19 protein-coding genes are annotated in these 24,236 nt (G+C 61.0%); 3 read left to right on the top strand and 16 right to left on the bottom strand.

The window, feature by feature from the left end:
* A partial coding sequence (locus GEU01_RS12705) for a transposase (RefSeq protein WP_019084659.1) occupies positions 1 to 341 on the top strand: 341 nt, incomplete at its 5' end.
* A 156-nt stretch (positions 342 to 497) separates the two neighbouring features.
* Here the strand turns inward: GEU01_RS12705 and GEU01_RS12700 are convergent.
* From GEU01_RS12700 to GEU01_RS12635, 14 genes are all read right to left on the bottom strand, one after another.
* On the bottom strand, positions 498 to 1,790 hold the full coding sequence (locus GEU01_RS12700) for a hypothetical protein (RefSeq protein ID WP_232272524.1): 1,293 nt from the start codon (positions 1,788 to 1,790) through the stop codon (positions 498 to 500).
* Between the two features lie 60 nt (positions 1,791 to 1,850).
* Positions 1,851 to 3,134, bottom strand: coding sequence for a glycoside hydrolase family 28 protein (locus GEU01_RS12695; RefSeq protein ID WP_019086395.1), 1,284 nt, complete (start codon positions 3,132 to 3,134; stop codon positions 1,851 to 1,853).
* A gap of 115 nt (positions 3,135 to 3,249) precedes the next feature.
* Positions 3,250 to 4,338 (bottom strand): polysaccharide biosynthesis/export family protein, encoded by a 1,089-nt coding sequence (locus GEU01_RS12690; RefSeq protein ID WP_232272523.1) that lies wholly within the window; start codon positions 4,336 to 4,338, stop codon positions 3,250 to 3,252.
* Entirely contained in the window at positions 4,328 to 6,367 is a 2,040-nt protein-coding gene (locus GEU01_RS12685) for a glycosyltransferase (RefSeq protein WP_019086393.1), read from the bottom strand. The genes GEU01_RS12690 and GEU01_RS12685 overlap by 11 nt, the downstream gene beginning before the upstream one ends.
* On the bottom strand, positions 6,358 to 7,365 hold the full coding sequence (locus GEU01_RS12680; protein ID WP_019086392.1) for an NAD-dependent epimerase: 1,008 nt from the start codon (positions 7,363 to 7,365) through the stop codon (positions 6,358 to 6,360). Before GEU01_RS12680 ends, GEU01_RS12685 begins: the two co-directional genes overlap by 10 nt.
* 84 nt (positions 7,366 to 7,449) lie before the next feature.
* The gene (locus tag GEU01_RS12675; RefSeq protein WP_019086391.1) at positions 7,450 to 8,691 is read right to left on the bottom strand and encodes a hypothetical protein; all 1,242 of its coding nucleotides are present in this window, start codon (positions 8,689 to 8,691) and stop codon (positions 7,450 to 7,452) included.
* Positions 8,684 to 9,355: an ABC transporter ATP-binding protein gene (locus tag GEU01_RS12670; protein ID WP_019086390.1), complete on the bottom strand. Its 672-nt coding sequence runs from the start codon at positions 9,353 to 9,355 to the stop codon at positions 8,684 to 8,686. Before GEU01_RS12670 ends, GEU01_RS12675 begins: the two co-directional genes overlap by 8 nt.
* Positions 9,352 to 10,221 (bottom strand): ABC transporter permease, encoded by an 870-nt coding sequence (locus tag GEU01_RS12665; RefSeq protein ID WP_232272522.1) that lies wholly within the window; start codon positions 10,219 to 10,221, stop codon positions 9,352 to 9,354. The genes GEU01_RS12670 and GEU01_RS12665 overlap by 4 nt, the downstream gene beginning before the upstream one ends.
* Positions 10,222 to 10,283: 62 nt before the next feature.
* A complete protein-coding gene (locus GEU01_RS12660; RefSeq protein ID WP_019086388.1) occupies positions 10,284 to 11,612 on the bottom strand; it encodes a UDP-glucose dehydrogenase family protein in 1,329 nt (442 codons plus the stop codon).
* The gene (locus tag GEU01_RS12655; protein WP_019086387.1) at positions 11,609 to 14,206 is read right to left on the bottom strand and encodes a glycosyltransferase; all 2,598 of its coding nucleotides are present in this window, start codon (positions 14,204 to 14,206) and stop codon (positions 11,609 to 11,611) included. Before GEU01_RS12655 ends, GEU01_RS12660 begins: the two co-directional genes overlap by 4 nt.
* Positions 14,203 to 15,777 carry a hypothetical protein gene (locus GEU01_RS12650; RefSeq protein WP_456303520.1) on the bottom strand — a complete coding sequence of 525 codons (1,575 nt, stop codon included), beginning with the start codon at positions 15,775 to 15,777 and terminating at the stop codon, positions 14,203 to 14,205. The genes GEU01_RS12655 and GEU01_RS12650 overlap by 4 nt, the downstream gene beginning before the upstream one ends.
* Positions 15,778 to 15,940: 163 nt before the next feature.
* A complete protein-coding gene (locus tag GEU01_RS12645; protein WP_019086385.1) occupies positions 15,941 to 16,762 on the bottom strand; it encodes a tetratricopeptide repeat protein in 822 nt (273 codons plus the stop codon).
* Between the two features lie 135 nt (positions 16,763 to 16,897).
* A complete protein-coding gene (locus GEU01_RS12640) occupies positions 16,898 to 18,634 on the bottom strand; it encodes a hypothetical protein (RefSeq protein WP_157212845.1) in 1,737 nt (578 codons plus the stop codon).
* Positions 18,635 to 18,716: 82 nt separating this feature from the next.
* Complete coding sequence (locus GEU01_RS12635) at positions 18,717 to 20,012, bottom strand: nucleotide sugar dehydrogenase (protein WP_026018719.1); 1,296 nt, start codon at positions 20,010 to 20,012, stop codon at positions 18,717 to 18,719.
* A gap of 763 nt (positions 20,013 to 20,775) precedes the next feature.
* Here GEU01_RS12635 and GEU01_RS26300 point away from each other — a divergent pair.
* On the top strand, positions 20,776 to 21,027 hold the full coding sequence (locus GEU01_RS26300) for a hypothetical protein (protein WP_198284470.1): 252 nt from the start codon (positions 20,776 to 20,778) through the stop codon (positions 21,025 to 21,027).
* A 150-nt stretch (positions 21,028 to 21,177) separates the two neighbouring features.
* Here the strand turns inward: GEU01_RS26300 and GEU01_RS26835 are convergent, their stop codons facing one another.
* Entirely contained in the window at positions 21,178 to 21,354 is a 177-nt protein-coding gene (locus tag GEU01_RS26835; RefSeq protein ID WP_232272520.1) for a hypothetical protein, read from the bottom strand.
* Positions 21,355 to 21,552: 198 nt separating this feature from the next.
* On the bottom strand, positions 21,553 to 22,830 hold the full coding sequence (locus GEU01_RS12620; RefSeq protein ID WP_019086380.1) for an McrC family protein: 1,278 nt from the start codon (positions 22,828 to 22,830) through the stop codon (positions 21,553 to 21,555).
* Positions 22,831 to 23,040: 210 nt separating this feature from the next.
* Between GEU01_RS12620 and GEU01_RS12615 the strand changes: the two genes are divergently transcribed.
* Positions 23,041 to 24,063 (top strand): IS110 family RNA-guided transposase, encoded by a 1,023-nt coding sequence (locus GEU01_RS12615; protein WP_019086379.1) that lies wholly within the window; start codon positions 23,041 to 23,043, stop codon positions 24,061 to 24,063.
* Positions 24,064 to 24,236 lie beyond the last annotated feature (173 nt).

Raw genomic sequence — 24,236 nt, 5'->3', positions numbered from 1 at the left:
TCTGCAACCTGCACGGCATGCAGCTCCATCTCGCGGAGATTTCACGCACGGTCGCGCAGGGCGCTCACGCCGTCCTCATTGTGGATCAGGCCGCATGGCATACCAGTCAGAAGCTGGATGTTCCCTACAATATCACCATTCTCCCGCTGCCTCCCCGGGCTCCTGAACTGAACCCGGTGGAAAATCTCTGGCAGTTCCTGCGCAATACATGGCTCTCAAACAGGATCTTCAGAACCTATGACGATATCGTTGATATCGCCTGCCATGCCTGGAACCAGCTCGTCAATCAACCATGGCGCATCATGTCAATCGGACTGCGCAATTGGGCTCATGGGTTATAGCAATCAACGGTTGGTATTACCCCTTCACAGGGTACCCCAACCCGACAGGCTGCTAGAGACTGTTTGAAAAGGTGGCCCGGAAAACATTCAGCAATCATAAAGAAGTTCTTGGTGAAGCTTTTTTATGATTTGCAGGGCATATCATCTGGCCCTGTGTTATTTCGACGCGCCGCAGTCACGTGGCCACTGGTTGCCACCACCCGCTGCCCCTGCCAGCCCCATCACGCACGCAGCCAGCACCTCCGGGCGCATGGAGGCAGGGGGCGTCGGCACGGATGCGCCATGCATCTGCCGCGCCAGTCCCGCCCGGAACGGCTCCGCCAGCAGGGGCCCATAAAGGTGCAGGTCGTCGATATTCACCGCGCCATCGGCTTCCCGTGTCGAACCGCCTATCCGCCGGGTCAGGGTAATGGAACCCACACCCAGTTTTGTATCCGGTTCCTGATTCACGATCATGTCGCCACGTGCGTCCACAACCCCACCTGTCGCGGCCGCCACGCCGTAGCTCGCGCTTGGCTTCCCATCCGGGTACAGGGTTGGTTTCAGCACGATCACGTTGTCCACCGACTGCACATAGGCATTGGACACGACCTTTGGGTGCCGCTGTGATGTCGATTCAAAATAATTGCCGGTTATGCTGACCCTGACCCATGGGCGCATGGCGTCCTCATCCAGATGGGCAAGCGGGTCCGTGCAGCCAGGCGCGTCGGGGGTGATGTAGCAGGTCAGCGTGCCGATCAGCATGACCTTGTTATGCGCCTGAAAATGATTGAAGGCGACCGTGGCATGGGATGCCGCGTTGATACGGCCCTTGCGCACGATGTCGACACAGCCATCCCCACAGCGGCGAAAGTCATTATGCACGATCGCGACCCGGTCAAAAAAACCCGTCAGGCCGATGGCATCGCCGGTTTTGTCAGTCTTGTCGACATAGGGCTGCTTGGTCAGCTTCAGCCCCCGTATGATGATATTGGTTGAATCGGTAACGGTAAGGTCCGTAAGGCGTGCGCGTGCCTCGAGGGTTACCTGCCCACACCCACCATCAAGGGTTATGTTCGAAGGCAGGCGGAATGTCGCCTGCGGCACGATAACCCGGCCGTCCAGGTCGTGACTGAAAACAATCCACCCGCCCCCCGCGGCCTGCGCATCATTCAACGCATGGCGCAACGTGCCCGGCGCGGGATGTGCACTGTCATCCCCCCCGTCCGTTACCTTAAACAGGGGGTAGCCAAGGCCGCCCTGCGTATCCCCCGCCTCCCCGCCGAAGTCATGGGGATAGGGATCATGGCGGACAATGTCCCGTGCATCAGGTTGCACAACGGGGCAGGACTGCCTGCTGAACCGGGCGGCGCCGTCCCGGGCCGCGGCAAGGAAAGTCACCGGATCAGCGGCGCGCGCATGTGCCCCGGCCACGACCCCGGCCACGCCCGCAAGCGCAGCAGCAACCATCACGACACGACAGATGCCGGAAGCCCGGGACCGACCAAACTGATCCATGCGACTCATGCCCTATTCAGGAGAGCCGGAAATGGTGACGTTGCTTTCCTGCAGGAGCGGGCTGCCTTTTTTTGTATGAAGACGGGTATCCTCGAACGTCAGTTCGGCGTTGCGTACTTCCATCGGCTTGACCGCTTCAAGCAGCACGTGGCGCAGAACCACCTTTTTTATGGGCAGGTCCGGCAGGCCCACGGCATAGCCCAGCATCAGTCCGCCCGAACCTGTCACGTTCTGGATCGTGACATCATGAATGCGCGGCGACGCCCCCTCCCTTCCCACGGCCCGATCATCATTCGCCGGGTCTTCACGCGGGATCTTGGGATAATAATCGGTCAGGATGATGGGTTCGCGCACGTCTTCCATGGTGACGCCGTCATAGACGATATCCGAGACCTCGCCCCCATGCGCGCGGTCCGTCTTGATGCGCAGGCCGTTGGTCGTATGCTGGAACTGCAGGTGGCTGGCGCGGACATGCCGCACGCTACCCGTGGTTTCGCTGCCAATGGACAGTCCGTGACCATGCAGGAACTTGCAGTTTTCAATCACCACGTTTTCCGTCGCGGCATCGGGATGCTGCGGGTCGCGATGGCCGGACTTGATGGCGATGTTGTCATCCCCGTTGTCAATGACGACATTGCGGATGGTGATGTTGCGCCCGGCGGGATCAATACCATCCGTATTGGGTGAATCGGCGGGGGAGCTTATGGTAATGCCATCCACCACCACGTTGCTGACATCCGTCATCAGCAGGTGGAAGGTCGGTGCATTGCGCAGCGTCAGGTTGCTTACATGCAGGTCGTCAACATGTGAAAACGCGATCAGGCGCGGGCGGGGCGGCATTTTTTCATGCCGGCTGCGGGCCTGCCGGGCAATCGCCCACCATGCCTCTCCCGCGCCATCAATCGTACCGGCACCCTGCAGCGTGATGTCCCCTGCCTCCTTGCCATAAAGGAAGGCCACGGGCGGCGTGCCCGCGCCGGGAACAAGGGCGGAGCGCAATGTCGCCCCCTTTTCAATCGACAGGGTCGTATGCGACGGCACGACAAGCGCACCGGAAAGGTATGTGCCGGTGGAAAGCTGGACCATGCCCTTGCCGGCGCATTCCTCAAGCGCATGGGTGATGGCCGGCCCGTCATCATGCATGCCATCATGCGTGGCCCCGAAACTTTCCGGCCGGCAGACCGTACTCTCCGCCCTTGCCGCGGCACAGCACAGTCCTGTCGCCACAAGCCCGACTGCAACCGCCGCGACAGGTCCGCGCGCACTGCATGGGGAAAGGATGTTCCAGGCTGCCATCAATATTTTCCTTAACACAGTAAGATTGTCGAAGCAGGGAGGAGGCCACGCGCCGGTCCGGTATCGTAACCATTCGCCCGGTCCGCCTGGCCCCCTTCCCCCTGCTTCAGATCCATCAGACAGGATGGAAGAAGCGCATCATGGTCAGAACCTGCAGGAAGGGTGTCGTGAATTTCTCGAAATCATGCAGACCAGAATGGCTGACCACTATGCCATCGTTGGGCTGGATAGGGAACATCCGCGCCAGGAAGAGGGATTCCCCCCGGGACATGTTGAACCTGTACACCGTGGGCCGTGGATTGGTGTCGGGGTTGGTCAGCCGGAAGACGAACACATGGGTCCGGTCGGCCTGCATGTCATCCAGCCCGCCAGCCATGCCCAGTGCGTCAAGCAGGCTGGTGCGGCGCGCGGTCATGTCGATCTGCCCGGGCTTGAGCACGGCCCCCATCGCCACGAAGCGACGGGCATTGGCCAGGGCCAGAATCTGGTCGCCATCCGTCACTTCAAGCGGCGAGAGCAGAAGCTGCGTATAAGGCAGTTCGACCGACTGTCCATCCGCGCGGTGGACCACGATATCGGTGGCATTGCTGATCTGTGCGGGGCCGCCGCTGCGGGAAATGGCATCAAGCACATCGATCTTGCCACCGATGGTGGGCACGCGCCCCGGCGTTTTCACGTCACCCGCCACCACGACCGAATGGCCGGGTGTCGTCACGAATTCAATCTCGACCTGCGGTCCAACGGCAAGCTGCTGGTGTACCAGCGCGTTGCGGATCATGGTTGCCGCGCTGGCCAGGCTGGAATGTGCAACCTTGAGTGAACCCACATACGGCAGCGTAATGCTGCCATTATTGTCGACCATGACCGAAGGGAATACGGACCCGCCAATGGAAATGGGGGCGAACGTGCCACCATCGCTGCGTTCGTACACCGTAATGCGCAACGTATCCCCCGCCAGGATCGGCACGTCCGGTACCGTGACAGGGGTGAGGGAGACGGGCGTCACCTGCTCGGGAACAACATTTTGCGCCAGGTTGTTCGCCGTAATGTCAACAACATTGTAATTCGCCACGGAGTTGACGGAAGATGGATGCGTAATCGCCTTCGCACTGGGCGTATCATGCGATCCGGAGCCAGCGCATCCGCTCAGCAACGGCATCATCATCAATCCGATGATCGCGGTGCAGCAAACCTTATTCAACATAGGCCTCCATCGTTTTCCCCAGCATGGTCAGGAGCGAGAAACGTTCAGTAGCCACCCGCCGGGCATCACGGGCGATCGTGGCAACGGATGTGACTGATTCAGATAATAAAGAAAGGACAGCGGCGCTTACCGCATGGATATCAGGGGAAATGGCATCGGGCAGCACAATGCCGGTTACGCCATCAATCAGTGTTTCGGCCGCGCCACCGGCAGGTGTCGTTACGACCGGAATGCCCGCCGCCTGTGCTTCGATCAGCACGTTGGGCAGTCCTTCCCACCGCGAAAGCAGCACGAAAACATCAAAATGCCGGAGCCAGAACCCGACATCGGGCCGCCTGCCGGTAAAAAGGACACGATCCGCAATGCCCAGCCTGCGCGCATGAGCATGGCACTGCTTCGCCAGCGGGCCATCGCCCACCATGATGAAGCGCAGGTCCGGCCGCTGCGCCAGCATCCGCGCCGCGCAGTCAAGCCACAGCAGCGGGCGCTTGTTGTCATCAAGGCGCATGACCGTGCCGATGGTGCGCGTGGCCGGCACCTGGGCATCGAAATCCGCCATGAAGACCGCGCTGTCACCGCGCGGCGTATCGGCCAGCGGCCGCACGCCGTTATAGATGACGCGCACACGCGCTTCATCAATGCCCAGCCATGTGGCGTAACGCCGCGCGGCAAAGCGGGAATTGGCGGTCAGCACGATACCCGGCGCGGAAAGCAGGGTCTGATAAAGCATTTGATATTCGGGGCGGTCGCGTTCGGGACGGTCGGGAGGGGGCGCGCTGCGCACCGAAAGGATGATGCGCGGCACCCCCGCCAGCACCGCGCCCAGTCCCGCCGCCAGCACCATGCCATCCTGCCACAGATGCACGACCTGTGGCCTGCGCTGGCGCAACAGGGTGGCCACCCGCGCCGTGGCGCCGTCAACCGGGGCGGGCAGCAGGTGCAGGACATCCCTTATCCCCGCCACGGCCGCGTCGCTGCGCGCCACGTCAGCAGGGATCTGGCCGTAACAGTCAACGGGTATGTGCGCGGATGTCAGGTCGGACAGGAAAAAGTCCCCATGCGGCCGGTCATCCAGCGCCCGGCAGGCGACTTCCACGGGACCATCAAGGTGGTAATGACCAATGCCCTCGCCCGCGCGCGCGGCGCGCGTCAGGCCCATGGCGGTATTGACCAGCTGCCGTTCCGCGCCCCCGGCACCCAGAGAGCCATTGAACATGATCACCCGGCCGACCGGCCCCCGTATGGCGGGAGGCGTTCCGCGCCGGGCAAGAGCCGAGACGAGACAGTCGTGCAGCACGGCCTGATGCATGTTACGCGCGGCCGTGTCGCCCAGTCCCCGCCGTGCCAGCAGCTTCCGGTCACGGCGCAGGACGGCGAGCTGATTTGCCACGGCGTCATCCTGCGCGGCGGGCGTCTCATCGGTCGAAGCATGCGGCAGGCGTTCCAGCACGGCCTGCGCCGCGGGCAGATCGCCACGCCGCCGGAGCAGCCCGGCATGCAGGCTGCCAACGCCGACAGATGTAGAATCATTTTCCAGCAGCGCGGAAAGCGCCGCATCGACACGCGCGTGTTCCCCCACTTCCTCCCACGCCCGCGCCCACATGCCCAGATCCGGCATGGCGGACGCACCGTCGGGAAAGCGGGCCTCGATGATTGCGCGGGCCGCGTCGCGTCCCGTCGTGCGCAGCACGGTACGCACGACAATCACGAAGGCTTCGCCACAATGGGGAAACTGCTCCGCAAGCCTGGTCCAGCCCGCCAGCGCCGCCGGGCGCCCTTCGCTCCGGTCACGCAGACGCATGGCCAGGAGGTGAAAACGCTCATGGGCGGGAAAGCGGGCAACGAGGCTGTCCATTTCCCGCACGCCGTCCGCGAATGTACGCAGGCGCACATGCCGCGCGAACATGGCTTCCGCCATTTCACGCGTGCCGCGGTCGGGATGCATGGGCTGTGTCGAGCCATTGCCATCGGGGCTGGATGCCCGATGGCCTGATAGGGTATCCGCTGGCTCCTCGTGTATCAGGGGCACGCGGGGACCTTGTAGTAATCCCTGTACCACGCCACGAAGGCATCCACACCGGTCTGCACGGGGGTCGCCGGGCGGAAACCGGTCAGCGCCTGCAGGGCCGAGCAGTCGGCCCAGGTACGCGGCACGTCACCGGGCTGCATGGGCATGTAGTTGCGGACGCACGGCTTGCCCAGCGCCTTTTCGATCGCTTCGATGAACGCCATCAGGCTGACCGGCTGGCTGTTGCCGATATTGACCACCCGGTACGGCGCGACGGGACTGGCGCCGGGATCGCTTTCACCCGCCTTGAGCGGCGGCTTTTTGGAAAGCAGGCAGATCGCTTCCACCAGATCGTCGATATAGGTGAAATCGCGTTCCATGTTGCCGTTGTTGTAGACATCGATCGGCTTGCCCGCGAGCGTGTTGGCGGTGAACTTGAACAACGCCATGTCCGGCCGCCCCCACGGGCCATACACCGTGAAGAAGCGGAAAGCGGTAATCGGCAGCTTCCAGATATAGGAATAGGAATGCGCCAGTTCCTCCGTCGCCTTCTTGGTGGCGGCGTACAGGCTGAGCGGATGGTCGCAACGCTGGGATTCGGAGAAGGGCATCTCCTTGTTCGCCCCATAGACGGACGACGTTGATGCCATCATGAGATGGGGCGTCTTGTGCTGCTTGACCTGCTCCAGCACGTTATAGGTGCCGACAAGGTTGGCGCTGACATAGGTGCCCGGGTTTTCAATGCTGTACCGCACCCCCGCCTGTGCCGCGAGGTGGATGACCAGTTCAGGCTGGCACGCCGTAAAGGCGTTTTCCATGGCCTGCGCATCTTCCAGCATGAATTCATTGCAGGTGAACTTCTCGAATTCCCGCAGCATCGCATGGCGCTTCTGCTTGAGCGTCACGTCGTAATAGGCGGTCATGCCATCTATGCCGGTCACCTCATGGCCATCACGCAGCAGACGCTGGGCAACATGAAAACCAATGAATCCGGCCGTACCGGTAACAAGAATACGCATTATATACTCCAGAAAATTCCGGTGGCTCGGGGTAAGCCACCCCTGTTTTGTCCTGACGGGACACGACGATGTCCACGCGTTCCCTTAACGGGAATCACGCAGCGCGTAGAACAGCAGAAGCGAAATGGCCCATGCGATGAACGCGCAGCCCGTGACGGTAAGCGGGGAGAGCAGATAACGGGGGAATGTCGCCTCGCCCGCCTTTACCGGCCGGACATAGATCAGAACGTATGCGTTCTGCTTGACGGCGTTCTGGCGCAGCTCACGCAATGTATTGCGGGCTTCGTCATAATGGGTCTGGGCTTCCTTCATCTGGTCAAGCAGAAGGGTGTTGGTATCCATGACCGAAGCCCAGCCTTCGGTCGGGGCCGCGGCATGGTCGGCCGAACCGCCACTGACGCGCTGGTGGATTTCACTGATCTGGCTCTTGATGGTGGTGATCTTCTGCTGCAGTGACGCCAGCGCCGGACTGTTCATGCCCCCGGAACGACGCAGGTCATCGGCCTGGCTTTGCGCGGCAAACAGCGCCTGGCGCAGGGCCTGCTCCATGTTGATCTCGCTCTGGTTGGACCGTTCCGCGTCAACAACGCCCGTCCTGGCGCGGAAATCCGCCAGCCGGTTGCGGGTTTCCGTCAGGTTTTTTTCGGTTTCCTTCAGGCTTTCTTCGGCATATTTCACCGCATCCTGCTGCACGCGCTGCGAAATGGTGTTGGCCATGCGTTCGCTCAGCTGCAGCACGCCATCGGCCAGCGTGTAGGAATCATTGGCCGTAAAGGCGTATGTATTGAGCGTAATGATGCCTTTGGTCACATCATATTGCAGGCGTACTTTCTTGCGCCAGTCCGCCACGACATCCTCGATCTTTGCGTGGGATGAAAGCCTGCTGAGGAAATCGGCCCGTGACGAGGACAGCATGCCGCGCACGTTCACGCCCGTCTGGGTCAGATCCTCAATGGCGGGCGCGGAATTGAGGTAACTGAGCAGCCCGTACGACTGCGTGGCCGAAACCGGGCCGGTCGGTGGCCCGAATATACCCGCGCCACCGCCAGTTTCACTTCCGTAATGATCTGACGTGCTGCGAATGGCGAATGTCGCCTGCGTCTGGTACTGGGGGGCGGCCAGCAGGTCATAATACACGAACGCGATGAACGTCGGCAGTATGACCATAAGGGCAAAAACCAGCAGCCCGGAGGAACGGCGCGGCAGTTCCAGCGGGAAAGCAGGTAACCCGATGGCCGCGCGGCTGGAGGATGAGGAGGAGACCGCTGGCGCCTTGGCCCGGGTCTCGACAGTTTGGGACGTGCCCGCAGATGACGTGTCAGACATGGATTATCCCAAGCTGGTTTTCAAATTCATTGATGGCATCGGCCATTGTCTCATGCCACGATAGCTGGCCATCCACGAGTACGGCGCCGCGCGTGCACATGCGTCGGATGGTGGTCACCGCCTGGGAGACCATGATGATTTTCGCGTGCTTGCGCCGTTCGGCAAACGCGGCCATGCAGCGACGCTTGAACGCGACGTCGCCCACGGCGCTGACCTCATCGACAAGATAGATGTCAAAACGGATGGCCAGCGACATCGCGAACGCGATGCGCGATTTCACGCTGCTTGAACAGAAGCCGAGCGGCATGTCGAAACTGCGCCCGATCTCGGCGAACTCGCGCACGAAGCGGATGCATTCGTTTTCATCGGCCCCGTACAGCCGCGCGATGAAGCGCACATTGTCACGACCGGACATGTTGGGATGGAAGAAGCCGCTATAAGACAGCGGATAGGAAACCCGCATGTCGGGACTGCGGATGATCTCCCCGCTATCGGGGTAATCCATGCCAGCCAGCAGGCGGATGAGCGTACTCTTGCCCGACCCGTTGCCGCCAAGGATTCCGATATCCTCACTGCCGTCAAACACCGCGTTCAGGTGCGACAGGACCGGATTGTCCGCCGCCCGCCCGCGATAGGATTTGGTGACATCCGACATGGCGATCATGCGGATATGATCCGCTTGCGCGTGATGCGCTGCAGGCACAGGCCAACCACCACGGACCCGATGGCCCATTGCGAAAGATAGAGTGGACTCATGTAGATTGTATCATAATCGGACAGATACCCCGCGCGGAACAGCGCCACGCCATGCAGCATCGGGTTCCACAGCAACCACCGACGCAGGTCAACGGGCACCCGGTCGATAAAGAAGAAAATGGCGGAAAAGTGGTAAAGCGGGCGCGTGATGATCGGGTACAGCATCACCCACGAACGCCACATCTTGCCCAGTACGGCATTGATCAGCCCAACGCCCATTCCCATCGTGAAGATCAGGATGATGGCGCCAACGCATTCCATCGGATACTCGGGCACGGGGGCATAGTCGCCCATGATCATCCCCCCCAGGATCAGCACGGATACCGCAAGCCACGTAACACCTTCAAGCAGTCCCCGCGATGTCACGATATCCAGCGCGTGTATCAGCGGAAAGCGCAGGAGCATCTGGTTGGAACGAAGTGCCGCGCCAACATGCAGCGCCGTTTTCTGGAACAGGAAGAACGGCAGCACCCCGGTTACGAAAAACAGAAGGACATTGCCCCCCACCGGGTCCTGGCGGTTGATGGCCCAATAGACAACGGACATGACGGCAACATGGGCGATCGGTTCGATCAGCGCCCACAGATAACCCACGCTGGTATGCCCGAAACGCGTCTGCGCGGTACGCAGGATCAGCGCGCCAATAACGCGGTAATGGCGCATGAGGGCAGGCATGACCCAGTTGTCTGCCTGCGTACCGCCCCCGGTTGGCACGGGGGGGACGAACGCGCCATTCCCCGCCGTGTTTCCCACGCTGCCATTCATGTCAGTCATTCTCCGTCAACCACTTGGTGCACCCATGGGTCAGGCGCCAGACCGGGCTGGCGCCTGAAGCATCAGGCCGCGCTCGTCTTCACCTGGCCACGGCCAACACCCGTATAGGTGAAGCCCGCCTTGATGACGTCCGTGGGATTGTAGACATTACGCAGATCCACAAGGATCGCGCTTTTCATCAGGCCACGCACCCTGGTCAGGTCGAGCGCACGGAAAACGTCCCATTCCGTCACCACCGTCACGACATCCGCGCCGGCTACGGTTTCGTACGGGTCCTTGCAGAACACGACGCCTTCGTCGATCACCTTGCGCGCCTGTTCCATGCCGACCGGATCAAAGGCGCGGATGTTCGCGCCCGCATCCTTGAGCGCACGCGTGATGGCAATGGACGGTGCATCACGCATGTCATCCGTGTTGGGCTTGAAGGTCAGGCCCAGCAGCGCAACCGTCTTGCCACGGATATCGCCACCCGCCGCCTGGATGATCTTGCGGCCCATGGCGCGCTTGCGCTGGTCGTTGACATTCGCCACCGCCTCGATAATGCGTCCGGGCGCGCCATAATCCTGGCCGGTCTTGATGAGTGCGCTGACATCCTTGGGGAAACACGATCCGCCAAAGCCGGGGCCCGCATGCAGGAACTTGGAACCGATACGGTTGTCCAGCCCCATGCCACGCGCGACGTCCTGCACGTTGGCGCCGGCTTCCTCGCACAGATCGGCGATTTCGTTGATGAACGTGATCTTGGTGGCAAGGAAGGCATTGGCCGCGTATTTGGTCAGTTCGGACGTGCGGCGGTCTGTAAACAGGATGGGGGCCTGATTGAGGAACAGCGGACGGTAGACTTCCGACATGACTTCACGCGCACGCGGGTCGGTCGTGCCGATCACGATGCGATCGGGCCGCTTGAAGTCACCGATGGCGGCCCCTTCACGCAGGAATTCCGGATTGGACGCCACCGTGAAATCCGCATCGGGCCGCGTTTCGCGGATCAGGCGCTCGACTTCATCACCCGTGCCGACCGGCACCGTGGATTTTGTCACCACGACGGTATAGCCCTGCAGTTCCGCCGCGATATCCTTCGCCACCTGATAGACATAGCTCAGGTCCGCATGGCCATCGCCACGACGGGAGGGCGTGCCCACGGCAATGAACACCGCATCGGCGTCGCGCACGCCCCACCCCAGGTCCATGTCGAACTTGAGGCGGTCGGCCGCGACGTTGTTGGCGATCAGTTCAGCCAGACCCGGCTCATAAATCGGCACGCCGCCACTGCGCAGGGATTCGATCTTGCGTGGGTCCGTATCGATGCAGCGGACCTCATGCCCGAAATCCGCAAAACACGCACCGGTTACAAGGCCGACATAACCGGCCCCAATCACAGCAATTTTCATCCTACTCTCCCTTGTAACGGAAAACCTGTATCGTAAAGTGACATCGTATCCCCCAGCATCCGCTGGAGGCCGAATCTCTGCTCAATGAAGGCTGGCGCACCAGTCCGGGCCTTGAGACGAAACGTGCGGTCCTGCATGACCCTGATGATCGCGGCGGCAAGGTTCTCGGCCTTGTCGTCCTGGACCAGATACCCGGTAATGTCCTGGATCACCGCTTCGCGCGAGCCACCGGCATCCGTCGTGACAACGGGAACGCCCAGTGTCTGGGCCTCCAGCAATACGTTGGGCAGGCCCTCGACCTCGCTGGCCAGCAGCATGACATCCATGGCCGCGATCCATGGCTCGACCGGGCTCTGCCGGCCCGCCAGCGTCACGCGGTCGGCAAGGCCGTGGGCTGCGATCCACTGTTCAAGTTCCGCGCGCAGCACGCCGTCGCCCACAATGGTGAAACGGGCCTCCGGCACCTGTGCCGCCACGATTTCAGCCACCGACAGCCACAGGTGCGGCCGCTTGGCGGGGGCAAGGCGGAACGTACCGCCCATGAGCAGGTTGTCCGGTCCCAGCCCGAGGCGTTCGCGCACCATGGCGCGTGCTTCGGGGTTGCCGCGCTTCTGCACGGACGCGGTTTCCACCCCGTTGCGGATCACGGCGATCGACCCCGGCTCCAGTCCCAGCCATTTTTCATAATCTTCCGCGCCCACGCCGGAATTGGCGGTCAGGCGCACATCGGAACGCTGGGTCAGGCAGCGGTACATCGTGGCGAGATAGGAGCGGTAGCGCCGCCGGTCCGTCTCCTGCGCCACGACATTGCGCGTGGAACAGACAATACGCGGCACGCCCGCCAGCACGGCGGCGACCGAGCCGGTGGAAATGACGCCGTCCTGCCACAGATGCACCAGCCCGGGCTTATGACGGCGAAAACAGTCATACAGCTTGATGACATCGCGCGATATGCGCGTGGGCATTGCCGCGATGATACGCAGCGCCTCGCGTGCCCCGACATCCTCCGCCGCGATCTTGCGAAAGCACGCGGCCTGATCGATCGGACCAAGATCCTCGATCTGGAGGTGTTCATTGGCGGCAACCGGCATCATCACGGCGCGCCCGCGCTCGGCGGCCATGTCCTGCGCGACCAGCCATGTCGGCCCCCGACCGGCTTCGGCGCGCAGTCTGGCAACGCCCCCGGCCGAATAGGCGACCTGCCGTTCCGCCCCACCCGCGCCAAGCGACGACGTGACCAGCATGACCGCATCACCCGGCTCGATCAGCGTACGCGCGGGCGGGTGCAGCAGCGCGCGTTCAAACAGCGCATCGGGAAACCGGCGACGCCCGCTGGTGGCCGCCGGCTGAAGAAGGGAGGCCGAGCAGCGTGCCGCCATGCGTTCGGTCTCGATGCTGGCCGTGCCATCCTCCAGCCCGCCGGACAGGAAACTCCACGCCCGCACGTAATCCCCCGCGGCCAGCAGGGCGGCCGACGCCGCTTCCCGCGCCCGCATGCGCATGCGGGGATTGGACATGGCGCTGACCGCCAGCTTCACGGCGCGCTTGTGCTCACCAATGGAGGTTTCAAGAATGGACAGGTCAACCAGCCCTTCGGCCCCGCCTGAACGGAAATGCTGACGGGCCTTGGCAATCAGCGCGTCAATGGCGGCATTGCGTTCCAGCTTGCCCAGCGCATTGATCAGCCCGCGCCAGTACGCCAGCTTAGTGTCATCCAGCCGCAGGGATATTTCCCATGCCTTCGCGGCCCCGGCCCAGTCCTTGAAGTTGGCGCACAGCCGCGCGCGCATGACATGATAGCGCGCGATGTCCGGCTCGAGCGAGATCAGGTGATCGATCGCCTTGAGCAGTTCATCCTTGGGCGCGCCCATGATCTGGCGGGTCCTGAACCGGCTGCGCAACAGTGCGATGTTGTTGCCGTACAGCGCAGCCGCCCGGTCCTGAACCGCCAGCGCGCGCTCGGGTTCATTCACGCTCTGGAAAATCTGGGCAATGCGCAGGGCGGCGGGCAGGCTGCCCTCCCACAGCGTTTCGGCATGGGCCAGCACCTTCAGGGCTTCGGCCTTGGTGTCATGACGCAGGACGTGGGCGGCCAGACAGGCGGCGGAATTGGCCGTCTCGGGCCACGCATCCAGATGTTCGGCATAAATGCGCCGCAGGGCCCTGCCATCGGCCCTGTTCATGCGCGCTTCCAGCAGGCGTTCGGCTGCGGCAAGATCACCCGGACAGACCTGCAGGAAGCTTGTGAACAGGCGCTCGGCTTCACCATAGTCGCCGCGTTCCAGCGCGCCGTTACCCAGTTTCCACAGGTGGCGGCCATTGCCTTCCGCCGGGGTTCCCGCCCGTTCCACTTCCAGCCACAGCAGGCGCGCCTTGTGCTTTTCCCCCACCCCTTCGTAGGCCTGCGCCAGCAGGGATTTCATTTCCCGCGTGACTTCTGCTTCTTCCTGCAGGGGTTCCAGCATGCTGACCACCACCTGGAACTGTCCCGAACGGACCAGACGGCGCGCATCCTCGACAATCAGGCCAAGGTCCGCACGCGTCAGGGCCTTCCCCGACGGTGGCGGAACCAGCGAGATGATGGAATCGCTCATGCGTACCCCGCCATGACGGCCGGGGTTACGGGTGCTTCCTTGCGGAAGGCAGGTGGCGTGTCGATCGTGTCCTGATACCACAGTTCGGCGCAGAACATTGTCCACAGGATATGGATGCTGCGCGCGGAACGGTGCGAAGTGTGACGGAGGTGGCGCTCGACCTGCGCCGTGCTGAACAGGCCGCGCTGACGGCACGCCGAACCTGTCAGAAGGTCACGCATGTACGAACCGATCAGGCGTTCGGTCAGTTCGCGCACGTAATGGCGGGGCAGGCCGGCATGGCCCCTGCCGCGTGGCGCGGGACCGTCTTGCGGTGCGGCGAACGCGCCACGGTGCCGGATAACAGCCGGGTCCAGGAAAGGGGCTACCGCCTCGCGGTCGTCAAGGGCGGCCACGCAGTCCAGCACCAGCAGGTCGCTGCCCGGCAGGCTTATGCGCAGGTCCATGTCCGCTGCCGCGCGGCGCAGGTCGGGCGTATCCACCGCCTCCAGTTCCGGGCCAAGCGCGTCAGGCACGGCAAAAAGCAGGGTATGGGTCATTGCGGGGCCGACGACCGTCATGCGTTCGGCTTCCGTCAGGCCGCCATGACAGTGCTGGAACAGGTCGCGCACGAAGGGCATGACATCATAGAACGATGTTTTCCACCACACGGGCGGTCGCCCTTCCTCACGCAGGCGCACGACATCACGCATGAACACGTCATAGCGCGGCGCGCTGCCCAGCAGTTCCGCGCCACCTGCGGACGAGACCAGCACCGTCTCCTCCGAATATTGCGGAAACAGGGCCGGATGTCCCGGCAGGAGGGAGACAAGCGGTTCACCGGCAATACGTTGCAGCGCCCGCAGACGCTCGATAATGACGTCGTCATCCTGATCCAGGATATTCTGGACGGGATGGAGCGGGGGAACCTGTGGCCCCAGATCCCGCAGCAGGCCATAGCCCCTGTCCGCTTCCCCGTCTCCTCCCCCCATAAGGAGCGCGCGCGCACCACCGGTACCGGTGGAGACCGCATCGCCCAGCAGTCGTGACAGGGTCGCATCCGTTCCCGCCTGNNNCGGGCGGGCCATGGGCATGTCTTCCGGGGCCGGCATGGCCCATGGGACCGTGTGAATCTTCAGGTTGCTGCCTACAGTCAGCATGTGGCCGGGCAGCAGGCGGCTTATGCCCGCATGCAGGCCAAATTCCGGCGGTGCGCACCCAAGGGAGAAAACATAGGCCAGGGAATCAAGGTTGATGCGCCCTTCCACGTGGGGCCATGCCTGCAATGTGCGGACATCGGAAGCAAAGACGAATGTCCCGTCATGGACGGCATAATAAAGCGGGCGCTGGCCATGCTGGTCACGCGCGCATGTCAGGCTCTGCGTGGCCTCGTCATGAATGGCGAGTGCAAAGGGCCCCTGCAGGCGCGCGAACAGGGCATGACCATGGCGTTCCCAGCCAGCCAGCAGCACGGCGCCCGTATCCGCCCCCGCCGGGCAGGCGAGTTCGCGACGCAGTTCGGTCAGGTTATCAAGCCTGCCGTCAAACAGCATGATGACACCATGCCGCTGCACGTGGACAGGACCACCCATGCAGGCGGCATGCCCATCGGCCGACACGATGACCCCCGACATGGCGCTGCCCCGCGGAATACGATAGGCCAGGCCCGCGCCACTCTGCCGTATCATCGATACGACAGAGGGCGATGCCCTGGTATTCCCCATCCATCCAGCAAGAGCGCCCATTCCCCGTGCCTTACGCCGTCGCTGCCTGAGCCTGCCGGTTCAGGATATCACTCAGGAATTCGATGCTGCGGGTATTGTCAGGTTCCAGTTCCACCGCCTTGAGGGCAGCCGGCACGCCCAGGTCGTAATTCTTGCCCGAACGGCAGAAACTGGCCAGACGGCGCCAGTGGGTCGCCCGGTCCGGTTCCTGCTGCGTCAGATGGTTCTGGACCTCGATGGCGTCACGCCACTGGCGCTTGATACGATAGACACGCGAAAGCACCTTGAGCGCATCGACACGGTTGGGCGCGAGGGCCAGGATCTTGCGTCCGAATTCTTCCTGCCGCTCAAGGTCTTCCGCCTGCACGGCATCTTTCATGATGCGACGGTACGCGGAAACGGCCTTGCCCAAAAAACGGTGTGCCTTTTCATTCTGCGGGTCGATGCTCAGCACGATGTCCGCCTTGGACACGGCTTCCGCCACGGCGCCGGAATTGAAGTCGTTGCGGAGTTCCTTGACCAGCTTGCGCGTCAGGGATTCGATCTTGGTGCCGACAACCGCCTTCTCGTCAGGGGGAAGCTGCCCGAACAGCTGCAGCGAACGCGACCAGTTCTGCGCCCGCGCCGCGTTACGGGCGGCACGCAGCAGCGAAGGCCCGTCAGCCGGATTGGTCAGATGGGCGTAATGTTCCCATGCATCCGCTGATTCTTCCCATGTCTGCTTGACTTCCAGCGCCTTAGCCAGCACGCGTTGCAGGGGCATGTTCGCATGGTCAAAGGACAGGCCTCGCCGGCACAGGGCAATGGCCTGATCCGTTTCACCAAGGGAGACAAGGCGACGTGTTTCGCGCACGATCGGCGAGACGATCTTGCGGATACCCGAATGGGCGTTGCGGTTTTCGGGATCGATTTTCAGGACACCGTTCCACGCGGCGGCGGCGCTTACGTCGTTATTCTGTTCGACGGCCAGCCGCGCACGGCGAATGAGCTAGCGCACCAGCCCCGCCTGCAGCACGGCGTCATCAGCCGCCGGGTGTCCCTTGAGGCGAATGCGCGCCAGCACGTCCGCCGCGTCTTCCAGATGGCCGGCATCCACCAGCGTCGGCACCGTTCCCATCGCGGCGCCGGGATCGATCGCGGCAATCTGGACGGCGACTTCCGCCAGCTGCTTCATGCGCTTCAGCCGCTGGAGCGCCATTGCCTTGATGACAAGGGCGGAGACATCCCCACTGTCACGCTGCAGGGCGCCATCGGCATCCTGGATGGCGGCTTCGAAGTTGCGACCCTTCAGTTCGGCCCGGGCCGCTTCGGTCAGGGGCATGGACTGGGCGGGCTGCAAGACCGCCAGCCGTTTCCAGATCGCCGCGGCTTCCTGGAAGCGGCGGGATTTCACGAACGCCTTGGCCGCAGCGGTCAGGGCCTTGGGTTCGTCGGGCGCCTCGGTCACCAGTTCGAGCGCGAGCGAACAGGCTTCTTCCAGCCGGTTCAGGCGCTGGGCGATGCGCACCAGCAGGATCTTGGGTTCGACCAGTTTCGGATTCAGGTCAAGGGCATGGCGCAGGCTGGCCAGACCGGAAATGCTGTCGCCCCGGTGGTAAGCAATGGTGCCAAGCTGGGCGAAAACCTCGGCATTGGCCGGATGGTCGATGGAGGCGCCACGCAGCATGGCTTCGGCCTCATCGGCTTCGCCACGTTTCACCATGGCGCGGGCATCGGCCAGGATCGCGTCGATGCGCATGTCCTCGGGATTGACGACCGGGGTCGACATTGCCGACGGGGCCTGCCCGCTTTCGGGCGTGGTGCTGGCGGCTGGCGCGGGCTGTGCCGTGCCGGATGCCTGCGCCATCGCCGCCGTCATGATCGGGCGCGCGGCTCCTGGCGTGGTCAGGGGAACGACATAGTTTTCGTACAGATAGGTGCCCAGCACATCCTTGAAGTCAGTGGCGTAATGCTTGTTATCCTCGCCCTGCTTCGCCAGCGCGTTCTTCAGGCCATGGGACGTGACCAGTGGGGTCGGATCAAAGTAGTTATAACCATGGGTCTGACATTCAGCCCGTATCCAGCCACACAGCCGGTTGCGCGAGGCGATCAGTTCCCCGTTGTCACCCGGCACGTTGATATGGCTGACAAACACCACGTTATTGCCAAGCCGGCTGGCAATACGCTGCATGTCCGCGGCGACTTCCTCCTGCTTCGTGAAATGCACGTAGCCTTCGAGCATGATGCTTTTCAGCAAGGAGGAAAGCGTATGGAATGCGGGGATCTGTTCCAGCAGCTGCCGACGCTCGGGAATTTCCTTGACGCGACGGTGCTTGAAGAAGATCTCCTGGATATCCTTGTGATCTTCAAAAACCCGGTTGACGCAGTTCAGCTGAAGCAGGAAATTCTTGTAATGTATTTCCTTTATGGATGAAATTTCCACGAAATACACATCGGACGGCGTCCGTACCGTGTCGGCTTCATAGCGCTCGGACGCGATAAGCGGCACCATCTCATCGGGAAGGTTCTGCCCTTCCATGAATTCGATAAGCTGAAGAATTTCCTTGGTGGTATGCACATAGCCGTACACACGCGTCATGTTGCGCTGCATTTCGCAATGCTTGGAGGCGATGTTCAGCGGTTCCGCGATGCGGCAGGTCCCCAGGGGGGTGACGGTTACTTCATGCACTTCAGCCTGCGCCGGCTTTTCCATAACAGGTGAACCGACTTCATTATCTTTCAGCATGTATCCGTTCCAGTTCGTGCATCATCTGTTAAAACAAAAGACCGGCGCCCCGCGGGAACCCGGGACCGGGGGCGTTTCTTCGTCAAAGGCGGAAGAAATCGATTTCCGGCGGCATGTTTTCCGGATCAAGAACGGCCTTGACGTCGATGACGACCTTCCCCACTCCCCCCAGGCAGCGGTCAACGAGTTGCCAGCCCCCCGTTACGAATTCATCATGTGCGACGGCCAGTATGACGCCGTCCGAAGGTTCGATACCGTCATCCAGGCATAGCGGCACCCCCAGTTGCGTCACGACATCTTCCGGTTCGGCCCATGGGTCCACGACCTGTGGAACAATGCCGAACGCCTGCAATTTCTGGATCAGTGCGCGTGCAGGGGTATTGCGGATATCGGGCAGGTTTTCCTTGAACGTGACACCCAGTACGGTCACGCGCCGTCCGCGCTGCCCACCCGGTCCGTACTGCCGCACAAGACGGTCAACGCATTGCTGCGCAATGAATCCCGGCATGCTGTCGTTGACATTGCGCGCAGTGAGCACAAGCGAGGGCTCGATCCCTGTCTGCCGGGCGCAGTAGGCAAGGTACATGGGGTCAACCCCAATGCAGTGCCCACCGACAAGACCGGGCAGGTAGGGATGGAAATTCCATTTTGTCCGTGCGGCCTGGAAAACGTTCGTTGCATCCAGCCCCAGCGCGCCAAAGATGCGCGCCATTTCGTTCATGAGTGCGATGTTGACGTCGCGTTGCACGTTTTCAGCCAGCTTGGTGGCCTCTGCCACACGGATCGTCGGCGCCGCGTAGACCCCCGCATCCACGATGCTGCCATACAGGCGGCTGGCCCGCGCCAGGGCGGCGGGCGTATGACCGGCAACAACCTTCGTGACCGTCCTGAGGCAGTGCTTCTGATCACCCGGGTTGATCCGCTCCGGACTGTAAGCGACCATGAAGTCCTGCCCCGCCTTCAGGCCGGATCGTTTTTCCAGTATCGGAATGCATATGTCTTCGGTTACACCGGGAAAAACCGTGGATTCATAAACAACCAGTGCTCCCGCGCGCAGGGCAGCGCCAACGGACTGGCAGGCAGCCTCAAGATCGGACAGATCCGGCCGTCCCTCGGCATCCAGCGGCGTCGGCACGCACACGATGAACACGTCGCAGGCCGCAAGCGCTTCCGTGTCATCTGTATAATCAATATGGGTGGCGGACAGTATATGGGGCGTGAATTCCTGACCGGAATCCCGCCCGGACCGCAATTCGTTCAATCGTTTCTTTCTAGTATCAAATCCGGTGACGGCAGCGCCCTGGTTGGTAAATGCGACAGCAAGCGGCAACCCGACATAACCCATGCCGATAACCGCTATGCGCTCCCCCCCCCCCAAAGAGACATGTCAAGAGTAACGACCCCACTATCGAATCCCATATAAATACGACCAGTTCATGCATAGCAACGGACCATCACCATATGCCTTCGTTATAAATATTTTGGTGTGCACTGGAATTATATCATTTATCCCATTAATTCTGCGTTATTATCCGGATCATTTACCTATCTGTCAATGGGTCAAATTAAACATTTTTCTGGTTTCAGTTATCCAAATTTACACAGAAGATAGGAATATAGACCTATATATTTATCTACTATACAAAAGATTTATGTTTTTGTGATTATTTACCACAAATTTGGTAATTATTTAATAACTGAAATACATATATTAGATATAATGCTTGTGCTTTTGTTATATTTTGTAAAAAAGGACCAAGTGAAAATAACTCACGGCATTCTGTCAGGGATAAAAAGCAATGTTGTCGGAATAATGGCTTTCCCCACCCCCTACCAAACATGAAGTAAAGGACTGATATATACTACAATCACAGAATATTTGGTGATTTCGGTTTTTTTTGTATGGTGAAACGCAATAAAATGGCATGTTAATTGCCATTCATTACCAGAATTACCCCATTATACGGTTCCCGCCTCGTATCATGACCTGTACGCATTGTGGTGTTCAGGCCAGTGTGCGAACCCGAATATTCTCCCGCATGGGCAAAAATGCATGGGTGCCTATCGTTTGTAACATTTCATTTCAATTGCAAGGCGGGCATTATCCGTTTCTTCCAGATCAAGATAAGGACATCATCCCCATGAAACTTCTGCCCTTCGCCCTCTCCGCCGTGGTGGCTACCGGGCTGCTCGCTCCCCTTGCCGCGCGTGCGGACAACATGCATGACCGGGCCGAGATGGAGCGGCACCATAAGGAAGAAATGCACCGCAAGGACATGCATGAGGACGAACACCGCAAAGACCTGCGTGAAGATGAACATCGCAAGGACATGCGCGAAGACGAAGCCCATCACGACCACAGGGAAGAAGATCGCCGCGACCATCATCATTAACCAGGCGGGTACGGGACACCCGCTGTCCTGTCGGGCCTGAAATCCGGTCCCGCGCCATAAGAGCCGGTGCGGGACCGGTCCACGAATGAATTTGCGCCGGTCCCCTGCCCTTGGCGGAATGGGCAGTCCTCCGCCCGTCGCTCCTGCAAATCAGACTTCATATTCAAATTCATGCCGTGGCTGTTCACGGTTGCCGTAGTCGCATTCTGCCGCATCAAAATAGACAATGGTCCAGCCCGGCAGTTCAGCCCTGATCGCGCGGGCAATCTTCAGCCCATCGGCTGAAAATTCCTTCAGGTCAAAAGCGGCCTGCCTTTCCGGGGGCAAATGGTCCCCGCACGCATTATAGCGATCTGCCCACGCAATCAGCCGTTCGCGCAACGCGGGGCGGATCGGGAGCGCGCTGGCGCAACCGTCGCTGCCGTCACGGTGCTATACACCATCACAACAATGATCCGCCATGACACGGACCCATTTTTCAATCGTGAAGGCAGGTGCATGCATGTCCTTTCCCCTGCCCGACGGTCAGGCGACGTCACATAACTGCCGCAGCCTGTGTAGCAGGCCCGTATTATTGTCCGACAGATTTACGGTTGCGATTTCCAGCACGTCAGGACCGGCACGTCTTGCGATACGGTGCAGATTGCGAACCAGGTCGCCGCCAAGCCCCGCATGATGCGGGTAAAGCAGCATGAGATGCGGACAGTCATAAATCCTGCCATATGCCATCATCTGATAGATATCGGCCTGCTTTACACCCTGCCTGGGATCATTTTCCTGCCGGGCAAGACGTTTCCATTTGGTGTCGATGATCTGTACAATTTTATCATCACATTTGATCAGGATATCTGGAATGGTCAGGAACACGCCCCTGTTGTCGGGTGGTGTATAGAGCGCATAGTCCCCGCCGCCCTGAACCACCACATGCAGGCCCGTTCCCTCCAGTGCTACCCGTAACCAGTAGGCGATGTATTTTTCAAACAGCACGTTCATGTCAAACAGCAGGGAAAACCCCTGCGTCGCGCCATTCGATGTTGTCTGGTACGGTTTGTGCAGCAACCGGTGCGCCAGTTCGATCAACGTGGTCCAGCGTGCGGTAGTACGGTCCACCGTCACCGCGTCCCAGCACAGGGCTGCGACGGGGACGGGACTGACATCCGCATAGATACATGCCAGCTCCCGCAATCTTTTCTGGTTATCCGTCGCACGCGCCAGTTGCAAAAGCCGTCCCACCACCGCCTTCATGATCTGGTTGAGTGGCGTATCACAGCCCAATACATCATATCGGCACGCCAGCTTCTGTGGGCTGACCGCCAGCACGCTGAACTGCCGGATGGCATCCAGCCTGCCCCGCAGTGCCGGCAGGTCGTCGGCCTGCTCAACATAGCGACGGGGTAGGCCGCGCCGCACCGCTTCACACAACCGCCGGACGAGCAGTCTTATCACAACTTCCAGCAGGGTTTCGTCCTGCGTGCCCATATGGGCCAGATCGCCACCGTCCACGGTCATGTCCAGCACGACTGCCAGCATATGCACCAGACGACTGCGTATGCTGTCGTTCGCCTGCGTGCCATGCTGTTCCAGGGATTCGATCTTGGGCAGGATTTCCAGTTCGACACCGGGGGCGACAATAATCCCCACCACGCTGCCGGCCCGCAGGCCATGGCGCTCGTACCGCAGCACGTCGGGTATGTCGGAGGCGTCAGCTACCGTCATCAGGCCGTCGACAATATCAGGGGGAATTTCCGCCTTTCCTTTCCCGTATGGCAGCATATTCCACTCCAGGACCGTACGGCGGATCATGTCCTCAGAATTCCCCTGTCATAAGCAAAGCCTTCCTCCACAGTGCGTACGCTCCAGCGGTAGCGTGTGCCGCCTTCTCCTTCCATCCCCAACCCGCGTGGGACCGACAGCTTTTTACAGTTGAGATGGGGTGGTTGCCGTCCTCCCCGCACGGCATCGCAATGTGCCAGAATGGTCGTTGGAAGAAACGACTGCGCGAAAGGACGGCAGATGAAGGATACAGTGATAGGCGTTGATCTGGCAAAGAACATTTTCCAGGTTCATGGAGCTTCGCGTGCGGGCGAGGTGATGTTTCGCAAAAAGCTGCGTCGTCAGCAGTTTATGCAGTTCATGGCCACGCAGCCGCCTGCTCTGGTCGTTCTTGAAGCGTGCGGGAGCGCGCATTACTGGGCTCGCGAACTGGCAGGAGCTGGTCACGAGGTCAGACTGATCGCTCCGCAGTATGTGAAGCCTTTCGTGAAGCGCCAGAAGAACGATGCTGCTGATGCGGAAGCGATCGTCATTGCGGCCCGTCAGCCGGAAATGCGCTTTGTCGAACCACGCACTGAAGCGCAGCAGGCGCGTGGCGTTCTTTTCCGGGCCCGGCAGCGTCTGGTGCACCAGCGCACGGAACTGGTGAATGCCCTGCGTGCCGTTCTGTATGAATTCGGTCTCGTCGTGCCACAGGGGATTGCGCATATCAGACACATTGAAGCCATGCTGGATGAGGCGGTTCTGCCAGAGGCTGTGAAGCAGGAATGCCTTGATCTGCTGCGACAGATTTCGGAGCAGAGTGTGCGGATTGATGTCAGAACAAAGAAGATCAGGATGCTTGTCCAGGAAAGTGAAAACACCTGCAGATTGCAGAGCATGCCTGGAGTGGGTCCTCTGACCGCTCTTGCGATTGAAGCTTTTGCGCCTGACCTGCAGAGCTTCCGGCGCGGGCGCGACTTTGCTGCGTGGCTGGGGCTGGTGCCCCGTCAGTTCTCATCTGGCGGAAAGGAAAGGCTGGGGAAGATATCAAAAGCCGGGCAGGCTGATATCCGCAGGCTTCTCATCATGGGCGCCATGACCCAGGTGAACTGGGCCAGCCGTAAGGCCCCTGCACCGGGAAGCTGGCTGGCACGGATGCTGGCCCGCAAGCCCCGTATGCTGGTAGCCATTGCGCTGGCCAACAGGATGGCACGAGCCATCTGGGCCATGGCAACAAAACAGGAGGATTATCGGGATCCGGCCCTGTCCGTGGCAGCCTGAGCGATGGCTCGGCTCCCGCGGATGGAACCGGTAGGGGTGTGAGAGGGCGATGACCTGAATGGGCGCATGATCGTCTGATCCGGATCGGAAAAACCAGTGGATTTCTCTGTGCTTTAAAGCACGCCTGTGAGATTTGGATCTGATCCGCTGATCACCATACTGGCCAGTGGCTT

Source organism: Komagataeibacter europaeus LMG 18890 (assembly GCF_000285295.1).
Classification (GTDB): Bacteria; Pseudomonadota; Alphaproteobacteria; order Acetobacterales; family Acetobacteraceae; genus Komagataeibacter; species Komagataeibacter europaeus.
Note: the sequence above shows the minus strand (reverse complement) of the source record. Positions and strands in the feature narration are given on the sequence as shown.